This is a genomic window from Hymenobacter algoricola (assembly GCF_039539525.1).
GTDB classification, from domain to species: Bacteria; Bacteroidota; Bacteroidia; order Cytophagales; family Hymenobacteraceae; genus Hymenobacter; species Hymenobacter algoricola.
On record NZ_BAABDH010000012.1, the window covers coordinates 161,938 to 173,396 of the forward strand.

9 protein-coding genes are annotated in these 11,459 nt (G+C 61.6%); 4 read left to right on the plus strand and 5 right to left on the minus strand.

Going from position 1 to position 11,459, the window contains the following annotated elements; all coding sequences use genetic code 11:
* Positions 1-216: 216 nt before the first annotated feature.
* From glf to dapF, 4 genes are all read right to left on the minus strand, one after another.
* On the minus strand, positions 217-1,398 hold the full coding sequence (glf, locus tag ABD842_RS03035) for a UDP-galactopyranose mutase (protein ID WP_345109870.1): 1,182 nt from the start codon (positions 1,396-1,398) through the stop codon (positions 217-219).
* An 89-nt stretch (positions 1,399-1,487) separates the two neighbouring features.
* Positions 1,488-2,594: a glycosyltransferase family 1 protein gene (locus ABD842_RS03040; protein WP_345109873.1), complete on the minus strand. Its 1,107-nt coding sequence runs from the start codon at positions 2,592-2,594 to the stop codon at positions 1,488-1,490.
* A 269-nt stretch (positions 2,595-2,863) separates the two neighbouring features.
* The gene (locus ABD842_RS03045) at positions 2,864-3,430 is read right to left on the minus strand and encodes a GNAT family N-acetyltransferase (RefSeq protein ID WP_345109876.1); all 567 of its coding nucleotides are present in this window, start codon (positions 3,428-3,430) and stop codon (positions 2,864-2,866) included.
* 76 nt (positions 3,431-3,506) lie between these two features.
* On the minus strand, positions 3,507-4,301 hold the full coding sequence (gene dapF / locus ABD842_RS03050) for a diaminopimelate epimerase (protein ID WP_345109901.1): 795 nt from the start codon (positions 4,299-4,301) through the stop codon (positions 3,507-3,509).
* Positions 4,302-4,590: 289 nt separating this feature from the next.
* Between dapF and ABD842_RS03055 the strand changes: the two genes are divergently transcribed.
* The 3 genes from ABD842_RS03055 (at position 4,591) to ABD842_RS03065 (ending at position 7,717) form a co-directional block, all read left to right on the plus strand.
* On the plus strand, positions 4,591-5,472 hold the full coding sequence (locus ABD842_RS03055; protein WP_345109879.1) for a class I SAM-dependent methyltransferase: 882 nt from the start codon (positions 4,591-4,593) through the stop codon (positions 5,470-5,472).
* A 107-nt stretch (positions 5,473-5,579) separates the two neighbouring features.
* On the plus strand, positions 5,580-6,524 hold the full coding sequence (locus ABD842_RS03060) for a Ppx/GppA phosphatase family protein (RefSeq protein WP_345109883.1): 945 nt from the start codon (positions 5,580-5,582) through the stop codon (positions 6,522-6,524).
* 125 nt (positions 6,525-6,649) lie between these two features.
* A complete protein-coding gene (locus tag ABD842_RS03065) occupies positions 6,650-7,717 on the plus strand; it encodes an Ldh family oxidoreductase (protein ID WP_345109885.1) in 1,068 nt (355 codons plus the stop codon).
* Positions 7,718-7,789: 72 nt separating this feature from the next.
* Here ABD842_RS03065 and ABD842_RS03070 read toward each other — a convergent pair whose 3' ends face one another.
* Entirely contained in the window at positions 7,790-8,617 is an 828-nt protein-coding gene (locus tag ABD842_RS03070; protein ID WP_345109888.1) for a murein L,D-transpeptidase catalytic domain family protein, read from the minus strand.
* A 272-nt stretch (positions 8,618-8,889) separates the two neighbouring features.
* On the opposite strand from ABD842_RS03070, the gene ABD842_RS03075 reads away from it, so the two are divergent.
* Complete coding sequence (locus ABD842_RS03075; RefSeq protein WP_345109891.1) at positions 8,890-11,271, plus strand: alpha-amylase family glycosyl hydrolase; 2,382 nt, start codon at positions 8,890-8,892, stop codon at positions 11,269-11,271.
* Positions 11,272-11,459 lie beyond the last annotated feature (188 nt).

Here is an 11,459-nt window from a genome sequence, read left to right on the forward strand (position 1 = left end):
GATGGTGGTGTGTTAATTACCCCCGAAAGGTAGAGGCCATCCCCGCGCAGCACCGCCCCGAAAAGTGCGCATCTCAGATATTCCTCCCGAGCTATGCGCTGCTGCAACCGCTTGCCATCAAACAAAATAACCTTCATCTTACTGACATCCGGCGCAGTGGAAAACAAAAAAGCACGACCGGGCAGGTCGTGCTTTTTCGGGATTGAGGCGGGCTCTCTATTCCTTGGCCGGAGCGCGGCTCACCAGTTTTTCCACTAGGGAAGTCGAGCCGCTGATGGCGGGCTTTTTGGCCTGGGTGGCTTCCTCGTTTTTCTCCGTGAGCTTCTTGTACAGCGTCAGGGCCTGAGCTACGACCTGGTCCATGTTGTAGTACTTGTAGGTAGCCAGCCGACCCACGAAGTGCACGTTGGGCGTCTCGTCGGCCAGCTTCTTGTACTTGTTGTACAGGTCGGCATTTTCGAGGCGCGGAATCGGGTAGTACGGGTCGCCTTCGGCCTTGGGGTATTCGTACACCACGCTGGTTTTGGGGTGCTGCTGGCCGGTGAGGGCCTTAAACTCCGTAATCCGGGTGTAGAGGTGCTCGTTGGGGTAGTTGACCACCGGTGCGGCCAGGAACTTCTCCACGTTCAGCGTCTCGTGCTTGAACTCCAGGGAGCGGTAGGGCAGCTTGCCGAACTTGAAGTCGAAATACTCATCCACGGGACCCGTGAAGATGATTTCCTTGAAGGGGATGAAATCAATGATTTCGTGGTAGTCCGTGTTCAGCATCACCTTGATGTTGGGATGGTCGAGCATCCGCTCAAACATGCGGGTGTAGCCGTGCAGCGGCATGGCCTGGTAGGTGTCGGTGAAGTACCGGTCGTCGCGGTTGGTGCGGGTGGGCACGCGGCTCGTCACCGACTTATCCAGCTCCGAGGGGTCCATGCCCCACTGCTTGCGGGTGTAGTTCTTGAAGAACTTCTCGTACAGCTCGCGGCCGACTTTGCTTACCACCACATCCTCCGACGTTTTGATAACCGGAATGTCTTCGGCCAACGACTCCAGGAACTGCTCTACCTCGAAGCTGTTCAGCGACAGGCCGTAGAGCTTGTTGATGGTATCCAGATTGATGGGCATCGGCACCATCTGCCCGTCGACGGAGGCCAGTACGCGGTGCTCGTAGGGGCGCCAGTCGGTGAAGTTGGTGAGGTACTCGAATACGTCCTTGGAGTTGGTGTGGAAGATGTGCGGGCCGTATTTATGCACCAGCACGCCGTCCTCATTGTAGTGGTCGTAGGCGTTGCCGGCAATATGATTGCGCTTATCGATGATAAGCACTTTTTTATTCGAACGGGTAGCCAGGCGCTCAGCCAGCACACTGCCGGCAAAGCCGGCCCCAACGATGAGATAATCGAACATAGCGAAGCGGGTGTTGGTGGAAAGAATGGCGGTGGAGAAGAAGATAATACGGGTAGTACGGGGTCGGAGCGCCGGCAGTTCGGTTGAGCTTAGCCCTTGCCCTGCAGCCTGTGCTGCATCAGCGTCACCATCTGCTGCCAGGTCAGGTCCCAGGAAATGGTCCCCAGGTATGCGTCGGTGCGGGTTTGCCAGTCCGCGTCCTTGGTTTGGTGCAGAGCCGTGGCAATGGCCTGGCCGAAATCGTCGGCGTTGGCCGCAATCTGCACCAGGTTCAGCTCGCCGTAGGGCCGCACCACGTCCCGGATGGGCGTGCTAACTACTGGCTTGCCGGCCGCGAGGTACTCGGGCGTTTTGGTCGGAGAAATGAATTTCGTGCTCTCGTTGTCGGCAAACAGCAGCGTGGCTACATCCCAACCCCGCAGATAGGCAGGCAGTTCCGTGTAGTCCTTGCCGCCGAGGTAATGAATGTTGGGCGTGCGGGGCAACTCAGCCGGATCAATCTTCACCACCGGCCCGATGATGACAAACTGCCATTCCGGGTGGGCATCGGCCAGCTGGCCCAGCAGCGCAATATCCAGCCGCTCATCTACCACCCCGAAAAAGCCGACCCGCGGGTGGGCAATCGGGGCCTGATCGGCGGGCTCGGGCAGGGGAGTGCGGGCCTGACCGAAGTGGTCCTTGTCGATGCTGCTCGGGAAGGCGTGGGCATCGTGGTGCTGCAGGCTTTTGGCTTCGTACAGGCTCTGTCCGCCGGTGAAGACCAGGTCGGCTTTGCGAAACAGCTCCTGCTCCAGCTCCCGCAGCTTGGGCGGGGCAAACTTGAAAGCCGCCAGCTCATCCATGCAGTCGTATACGGTGAGCACCGGCGTCAGGTGGCGCGACTTGCTGAGCGCCATCGGGGTATAGTACCAGAAGACGGCTTGGGTTATAGTGTTGGCGGCGAAAAAGGCCGTCAGCAGCCGGGCCTGCACGGCATCAGCCGCCTCTTCCGACAGGCCCGCGGGCAGGTGAGCCACCACTACCTTGACTCCGTTCTGGCGCTCTTTTACTTCGACGTGCGCAAAGCTGGCGTCGGTCTGGTCGTGGTGAATGAAGGGCTCCTCCACGTAAAAAACCCGCCCGTGCTGCGCGAAACGCGACAACAGGTGCTGGGGCCGCTGCCAGACAAAATCCCAGTGCAGGTGCGCAAAGCACACAAAGTCGGGAAGCGAATAGGGAAGCCCGGCAGCAGCGGGAACAGATTGGGAAGAGGAAACAGCGTGGTCAGCGTTGGTTACAGAGGCGCGTGTAGGAGCATCCGCAGCGGTAGAGGGCGGCAGCATAAAAGAAAGGCTAGAAAGTAAGTTTGGCGCTTCGGACCCTGGTAGCAGTTCCCAGCTTTTTCGGTGCGCTACTCTTATACGCGGGCACCTTCAAAAAGATACCGGCCTTCTTCCGCCTCCCGGCCTAAGCTCAACACTACTGGTCAGCCCGTTACCAGCCGAATGCTAACTACTTCGCCCTCAGCTTTGTCGTCTGCCAGCAGGCATTGCCATTCTACTGCGTCCTGCCACGAGTTTTCCCGGCGCAGCCACTGCTGCCGCACACCCACGCGGCGGAAACCCGCCTGCCGGAACAGGCGCAGGCTGGCCTTGTTGTCGGCCGCTACCGTGCAATACAGCTGGTGCAGGCGCAGGGTGCGGCGGGCGTAGGGCAGCAGCAAAGCCAGAGCAGCCTGGGCAAAGCCGTGCCGCCGGGCCGCCGCCAGAATGGTGATACCGACCCCGGCGCGCTGGTGCAGCGGCTCAAAGCCGAACAGATCCAGCGTCCCGACGGGCGGCGCCCCGGGGCCGGCACAAATCACCAGCCGCAGCTGCCGGACTTCGTGAAAGTCGGCCCCGGCGTGCTCCAGGTACTGTTTCAGGGAGTAGCGCGACACGGGAGCCAGCGTATCGGAAACGCCCCAGATGGTGGGGTCGTTTTCCAGCGCGTACAGAAATTCCAGGTCGGACTCTTCGAGGGCGCGCAGCAATACCGGACCGGACTGGAGCATAGGTGCTGGGACTGGATATGAGTGAAGCAGCAAAGCCGCCCGGCCGGCTTTGCTGCGGAGCGGCTGGCCGGCTTGTCTAGACGTCTACCTGCCCGCCGAACACGCGCAGGGCCGGGCCGCTGAGGTAGACCTGGCTAAACGAGCCATCGGGGCGGGCCTCGAAGGCAACCTGCAGGTCGCCGCCGGGCGTGCGCAGGCGCACGGGGCTGACCGCGCCGCGGCGGGAAGCGGCCAGTGCTACCGCCGTGACGCCCGTGCCGCAGGAGAAGGTTTCATCTTCCACGCCCCGCTCGTAGGTGCGCACCTGCCAGGGCTGGTCGGGGGCCACGGGGCTTTCTACAAAGTTGACGTTGGTGCCTTTGTCCCGAAACCGCTCACTGTTGCGGATGGCCCGCCCTTCCACCACCACGTTGAGCTCGGCCAGCGTGCTGGCGGGCTGAAAGCGGACCAGGTGCGGGGAGCCGGTATCGAGGAACACGCCCAACTCGTCGATTTCCTGCTGGCCCAGCACGTCCTGCATACGCAGGTGCACCAGCCCGGCAGCATCGATATGGGCTTCGTGGGCGCCGTCGGCGGCCAGAAAGCGGGTTTTTTCCTGCATTACCCCCAGGTGCCGGGCAAAGGCGACGGTGCAGCGCCCCCCGTTGCCACACATGGAGCCCAGGTAACCATCGGCGTTGAAGTACACCATCTCAAAGTCGTAGCCGGGATGGTTGCGCAGCAGGATCAGGCCGTCGGCGCCGATGCCGCGGCGCCGGTCGCAGAGGTGGCGCACGAGGCAGTAGTCGGTGACGTCGAACTGCTGGCTCCGGTCATCCAGCAGTACGAAGTCGTTGCCGGTGCCCTGGTATTTGTGGAAGGTGAGAGTCATATTCATAGCGAAGCACAAAGATGGCAAGAAACGGCCGGGAGAACAGCAGCCCGATTTAGCAGGTTAGTACAGCCAGCAAAGAATAGCCCTGACACTCATTCCCTCCGCAGCCGCGGGTTAGCTGATCGGCAGTGCGGGCGAGTTCGGTTATTGCCTGCAGCGGTAGCCTGGTGCGCTACCGAAAATACACAAAGGGGCCGGAGGAAGGTAAAGCGCCGGACCAAAAGGCGGGTTCACATCGGATGCCCTACCTTTAGCGCCCCGCCCGGCGGCGGCCTAGCTTTCTTCTATGTATTCGTTTCTTACCACCGGCACCTGGCCCGACTACGAGCTGATCGACTCGGGCAACTTTGAAAAGCTTGAGCGTTTTGGGCAGCACGTCCTGGCCCGCCCCGAGCCCCAGGCCATCTGGGACCCGCACCTGCCCGTGGCCGAGTGGAGCCGGGCCAACGCCACCTTCACCCGCGAAAAGGGCAGCCAGGAGCGCGGACAGTGGAAAATCAAGCCCGGCACGCCCGAGCAGTGGCTCATCAACTACGACCAGAACGGGCTGAAGCTACGGTTTCGGCTGGGTATGTCGTCGTTCAAGCACGTGGGCCTGTTTCCCGAGCAGGACCCCAACTGGCAGTTTATCTACGAGCAAACCAAGAAGCGCAAGGCGGCCACGCCGCGGGTGCTGAACCTGTTTGCCTACACCGGCGCGGCCACGCTGGCCGCCCGCGTCGGCGGCGCCGACGTCACCCACCTCGACTCGGTGAAGCAGGTCAACTTCTGGGCCCGCGACAATATGGAGGCCAGCGGCATCGACGGGGTGCGGTGGCTGGTGGAGGACGCCATGAAGTACGTGAAGCGCGAAGTGAAGCGCGGCAGCAAGTACCAGGGCCTGATTCTGGACCCGCCCGCCTACGGCCGCGGCCCCAACGGCGAGAAGTGGCAGCTGGAAGACGAGCTCAATGAGCTGCTGAAGCTCTGCAAAGAGCTGCTCGACCCCCAGGACCACTTCTTCCTCATCAACCTGTACTCGCTGGGCTTCTCGGCCCTGATTCTGGATAACCTGGTGACGGACATCTTCCCCAAAACCCACTCGACCCGCGAAATCGGGGAAATCTACCTGCACGACCAGGGCCAGCGCAAGCTGCCGCTGGGCACGTTCTGCCGGTTTGCCACCTGATTTCCTGGTTTATGGTTAGTGGTTTTTGGTTTTTGGCCTCCGTCGCTCAACCAATCTACCCGTGGACCGAAAAACCAGAAACTAAAAACCACTAACCATAAACCAACATGCGTCACCGTCGCCTCGCCCTCATTGACATGGGCACCAACACGTTTCACCTGCTGATTGTGGAGCTGCCCGAGGCCCGGCACAGCGAGCCGCTGGTGCTGCTGCGCACCAAGGTGGGCGTGAAGCTGGGCGAAGGCGGCATCAGCAAGGGTGAAATTGCGCCGGAAGCCTACGCCCGCGCCCTGCACACGCTGGCCGCGTTTCAGGAGGAAATCGAGCTCCATCAGGTGACGGAAGTGCGGGCCACGGCCACCAGCGCGGTGCGCAACGCCAGCAACGGGGCCGAGCTGGTAAAGGACATCTTCGAGCAGAATGGCATCCAAGTGGAAATCATTGCCGGGGCCCGCGAGGCCGAACTGATTGCCAAGGGCGTCCGCCAGGCCGTGGACCTGGGCACCGAGCCCCACCTGCTCATGGATATCGGCGGCGGCAGCGTGGAGTTTATCATTGCCGATCAGCACGTCATTTTCTGGAAGCAGAGCTTCGAAATCGGGGCGCAGCGGCTGCTCGACCAGTTTTTCCGCCACGACCCGCTCACCCCGGACGACGTGCGGGCCGAGCAGGACTACCTGGCCCAGCAGCTGGCCCCGCTCACGGCCGCCGTGCAGCACTACCGCCCCCGGGCCCTGGTAGGCGCGTCGGGCACCTTCGACACGCTCGGGGATTTGCAGGCGGCCCGCCAGGGAGAAGCCCGCGGCCTTAATCCGCCGCCCGAAACGGCCATTTCCCTGGCCAGCTTCTACGAAAGTCACGACCTGCTGCTGGCTACCACCCACGCCCAGCGCCTGCTGCTGCCCGGCATGACGCCCCTGCGCGCCGACATGATTGTGGTGGCCTGCGTGCTGATTGACTTCGTGCTCCAAACCTACGGGTTCAGCCATATCCGCGCGTCGGCCTACGCCCTCAAGGAAGGTCTGCTTTCGGAAATGCTGAATCCTGGTTAAGAACCCCACGTGCAGGCGCAGCATCCCAGGTACTGCGCTGGATTGCCAATCAGACGTCAGCCTGCAGGATTCCTCGGCTGGGCTGGGAACAACCTGCCTTGCATCTCCTGCCCATCCTCCTTGCCATGACCACCACCTTCTCCTACAACCACCTTTTTGCCTTCACCGAATCCGTGTTTCGCGGCATTGGCTGCCCTGAGGACGATGCCACGCTGGCGACCGAAGTGCTGCTGTCGGCGGATCTGCGCGGCATCGACTCCCACGGGGTGGCCCGGCTGACAGGCTACGTGCGCCTGTGGGAAGCCGGCCGCATCAACGCCACGCCCCGCGTGGGCATCGTACACGAAACGCCCAGCACCGCCGTGGTGGATGGCGACGGGGGGCTGGGCCTGGTGGTAGCCCCGAAGGCCATGGCCATTGCCCTGGAAAAAGCGCGGCTGGTCGGTACGGGCTGGGTGTCGGTGAAAAACTCCAACCACTTCGGCATTGCCGGCTACCACGCCATGAAGGCCCTGGCCCACGACATGATTGGCATAGCCATGACCAATGCCAGCCCGCTGGTGGCGCCCACAAATTCCCTCGACCGGCTGCTGGGTACCAACCCGATTGCCGTGGCTATTCCCGCCGGTGACCAGCCCGACTTCGTAGCCGACTTCGCCACCACCACGGCCGCCAATGGCAAGCTCGAAATTGCCCAGCGCAAGCAGAAGCCCTTGCCCGAGGGCTGGGTTCAGAATGCCGACGGATCGGGCTCCACTGATGCCAATGCCGTGAAAAACGGCGGCGCCCTGCTCCCGCTCGGGGGTGAAACCGGCTCCCACAAAGGCTACTGCCTCGGCAGCGTGGTGGATATCTTCTCCGCGGTGCTGTCGGGGGCCAACTACGGGCCCTGGGTGCCGCCCTTCGTGGCTTTCCTGCAGCCGCCCGCCGATCCGGTCGGGCAGGGCCTGGGGCACTTCTTCGGGGCCATGCGTGTTGATGCCTTCCGTCCTGCCGACGAGTTCAAGGCCCACATGGATAACTGGATTACCACTTTCCGCAATGCCAAAGCCGTGCCCGGGCAACAAGTGCTTGTTCCCGGCGACCCGGAGCGTGAAATGGCCGCCGTGCGCCTCCTCGACGGTATTCCGCTGCTCGACCCCGTGCTAAAAGATCTGGAGTCGGTAGGCGCGAAATTCGGGCTAAAACTTTAGCAGCCGGCTTTGGATAAACAAAAAAAGACCCTTTACAGCGTGCAAAGGGTCTTTTTTTGTTTATCCGGCTAATCAGCCGTTACTGGCCAGCAGCGTGTTCATGGCTATGTCCTGATCGAGATATTTCGAAGAGTAGGACGAGTCGTTGCCGTTCAGAAACAGACAGGTGCCGTTGCCGACACTATCGATGATCTGTTCGTACTGATCCATGGGCAGCGCGGGGCAGCCGAGGCTGCGGCCCAGGCGGCCGTACTGCTGGATAAAGGCCTCACTCACGTAGTCGGCGCCGTGCATCACAACTGAGCGGGCCAGCGCGTTGGTATTGTAGCCTTCGTCGACGCCCTGCAGCTTGAGGCTGCGCCCATGCTTGCCGGTATACTCGCTCTGAGTCACGTAGAAGCCCAGGCTGCTCATGTTCGACTCATTCTCGTTGGAGAACGTCGTGGCCATGTTCTCGCCCGAGTTGTGCCCGTGGGCTACCAAGGTGTGAAACACTACCTGCTTAGCCGCCAGGTCCAGCACCCACAGGCGCTTTTCGGTGGAGGGAAGGTCAAAGTCGATGACCGTCAGCAGCTTTTTGTCGCCGAGCTTCCCTTCCTTTTCCAGGTTGAGGTAGCCAGTCATGGCCTTGGCAAACACGTCGTACTGCAGGCCCTGCTGCTCCAGGTTCAGCTCGCGGTACAGTTCCTGCATCTGCTGGGTAAAGAAAGCCGATTGCACGGCTTTGGCCGAGGGCTGCCTGGTCTGCACATCGGTGGCATGCGCCAGCGACTTGCTGACCGGGGTGGCCATGGGAGTAGCAAGAAACAAAGCAGCCACGAAAGGCAGCACCCGGCGCGTCAGCAGTCGACGGGCCCGGATCTTGAGACGCTTGCGCTGGGTTACACTTGGCTTTTCCATTTACTGGGGTATTTCAGACGTGAGAAAGGCCTCCAAAATGCTGGAAACCCTTACAAATGCTTATACGCAAACTAGGTGCCTTGCGATGCCTCAGCGCATCAAACATCGTTCACATCCAATTGATTCCCGACGAGTGCCCGGGAGCCGGGTGAAGGTAAAAATTTTGGCATTGCATTGTAAATATCATATTCGTGAATACCTTACAATCGAAATTTATTACGCAAGTAATTTTTTCCTTCCTGCTCCTTTTCCAACCAAATTCCCACGTACGAATGCAAAAATTTACTCACCGGCCCAGCCGTTGGCTGCTGGGCGCCCTTGCCCTGTTCCTCACCCTGACCGGCAACCCGGTGCGCGCCCAGAAAGTGGTGCTCCAGGGCTTCTGGTGGGACTATTGGAACACCAACTACCCCAACGGCTGGGCCAACTACATTGCCGACCTGGCCCCGCGCCTGAAGACCATGGGCGTGGATGCCGTCTGGCTGCCCCCGTCCATCAAAAACGCCAACCAGGGCAACGGCTACTCCCCTTTCGACAATTACGACCTCGGGGATAAGTACCAGAAGGGGTTTGTCGGGACGCGGCTGGGTACCAAGGACGAACTGCTGCGGGCCGTGGCCATTCTGCACGCCAACGGCATCGAAGTGGTGCAGGACATCGTGCTGAATCACAACGACGGGGCGGGCTCGGCCAACGGCGCGGGCGGGCAGGACCCGGGCGCCTGGGAAGACGGCACCACCAGTAAGTACAAAAACTTTCGCTACGTAAGCTACGCCACCCCGGCGACGGATGAGTCGGCGACCAACTACCTGGCCCGCAGTGGACGGTTCTCCAAAAACTGGGAAAAATTCAATCCCAACCAGGGCAATAACTCTACCTCCGGCGACTTAAACTCGGTGCTGTTTGGCCCCGACATCAGCTACTACGCCGGCTCCTACGGCCAAAGCTCCAACGCCACCTTCAACCCGGCTCAGGGCAGTGACTATATGCGCAACAACGGCCGCAACTGGCTGGTGTGGTACAAAAAGCAGGAAGGCTTCGACGGCGTACGCCTCGATGCGGTGAAGCACTTCCCCGACTTTGCCATGGAGGATTTCCTCTACAACCTGCAAAGCAACGCGGGCTGGGCCAACGGCGGCACCTCCATGTATGCCGTAGGCGAATGGGTGGGCTCCTCGGGGCAGATGGACAGCTGGGTAGGCAACGTACAGAACCGGGCCGGCACCTTCGACTTTTCGCTGCGCAACGGCCTCTACAGCATTGTGAGCGGGGGCGGTAACTTCGACCTCGGCAGCCTGCCAGGCTACCAGCAGGGCACCCGCGTGGTGCTCATCAACGGGCAGTACGTGCACCGCACGGTGCCTTTTGTGAACAACCACGATACCTTCCGGCCCCAGGTGGGCGCCACGGGCAACTACACGGGCTGGAATTCCGGCTCGGAGCTGGCCCCGCACATCGACCCGTTTGATCCGCGCCTGTCGGCCACCTACGCCGCCGCCCTGGCCCTGGACGGCTCGCCCCAGATTTTCTTCGAAGACCTCTTTAACGTGGGCAACACGGGCAAGCGCTACTCGCACAGCCCCAAGAATGCTACCGACCTGCCCACCCGCGGCGACGTGGAAAACCTGATCTGGTGCCACCAGAACCTGCGCTTCAAGGAAGGCGCCTACAAGGTGCGCTGGCAGGCCGCCGACCACCTCGTGATTGAGCGCAGCACCAAGGCCATCATCGGTATCAACGACAACTTCAGCGCCTGGCAGAACAGCACGGTTTCGACGGACTTCGCGCCGGGCACCGTGCTGAAGGACTACTCGGGTGCCAACGGCACGGCCACCGTGACGGTCAGCGGCGCGCAGACGGTTTCCATCAACACGCCGCCCTGCAACGGCACGGCCGCCGGCGGCCGCCGCGGCTACTCGGTGTGGGCCCCCACGGGCATCGGCACTAACTACAATCGCCCCGCGCTGAGCACCACCCAGGAGTGGGAGCTGGCCGACGACCTGGGCGACAAAGACACCCGCTCGTTGCAGCAGGGTGGCCAGCTGCCGGCCGCCTCCACAGCCCTGCGCACGGCCGGCCGCATCTATTCCGATGCCAACAAAACCGTTACCTACACGCTGTTTCCGACCGATGCTACCCGCAGCCTCACGGTGGCGCTCTACAACAACGCCGGTACGCTGGTCAGCAGCAGAACCGGCACGGGCAACCTGACGGGTACTTACACGCCGACCACCGCCGGCTGGATTTCGCTGAAAGCCAAGAACGCCTCGACGGCCAACCCCGCCCAGCGCGCCTTCGTGAAGGCGACCTACACGGCACCCACGGTGGTGAGCGGCTCGATGACGGCCCGCGAGGCCACGGTAACGGCCACTCCTGCCCCGGCGCCCGTCTTCACCACGGATAAAGCCGAGCTGGCCGTGTACCCGAACCCTACCGTGTCGGACCGCATTGAGCTGACGCTGAAAACCAGCGTGGAGCAGACCGTGACGCTACGCCTGTTCGATCTGACGGGCCGGCTGGTACACGAGGAGAAAGCCAAAATGTACTCGGGCGCCAACCAGCTGCGGCTGGCCGTGACCAGGGCCCTGCCCGCGGGCGTGTATCAGCTCACCGTACCCGAGCTGGGCATCAGCCAGAAGCTGGCTCTGCGTTAGACCTTTGATTGTTTGCAGTAAAAAGCCTCTCCGGCATCTGGAGAGGCTTTTTTTGTTGGCAGAGCCGGCGGCACGTCAGACCTCCTAGTGCTTAGTCAGGAGAGTTTTTTGAACAAAAAGGCAGATTGGACGTTGCTTTTGGATGGGAAGACCAATCACACCATTTGTCCTGTCGTCGACTGACCGCC

What these genes read in the sequence shown, in the direction of transcription:
- glf (WP_345109870.1), bottom strand. Translation starts at nt 1,398, where the DNA reads ATGTTCGATTATCTCATCGTTGGGGCCGGCTTTGCCGGCAGTGTGCTG.
- ABD842_RS03045 (WP_345109876.1), bottom strand. Translation starts at nt 3,430, where the DNA reads ATGCTCCAGTCCGGTCCGGTATTGCTGCGCGCCCTCGAAGAGTCCGAC.
- dapF (WP_345109901.1), bottom strand. Translation starts at nt 4,301, where the DNA reads ATGACTCTCACCTTCCACAAATACCAGGGCACCGGCAACGACTTCGTA.
- ABD842_RS03055 (WP_345109879.1), top strand. Translation starts at nt 4,591, where the DNA reads ATGTATTCGTTTCTTACCACCGGCACCTGGCCCGACTACGAGCTGATC.
- ABD842_RS03060 (WP_345109883.1), top strand. Translation starts at nt 5,580, where the DNA reads ATGCGTCACCGTCGCCTCGCCCTCATTGACATGGGCACCAACACGTTT.
- ABD842_RS03065 (WP_345109885.1), top strand. Translation starts at nt 6,650, where the DNA reads ATGACCACCACCTTCTCCTACAACCACCTTTTTGCCTTCACCGAATCC.
- ABD842_RS03070 (WP_345109888.1), bottom strand. Translation starts at nt 8,617, where the DNA reads ATGGAAAAGCCAAGTGTAACCCAGCGCAAGCGTCTCAAGATCCGGGCC.
- ABD842_RS03075 (WP_345109891.1), top strand. Translation starts at nt 8,890, where the DNA reads ATGCAAAAATTTACTCACCGGCCCAGCCGTTGGCTGCTGGGCGCCCTT.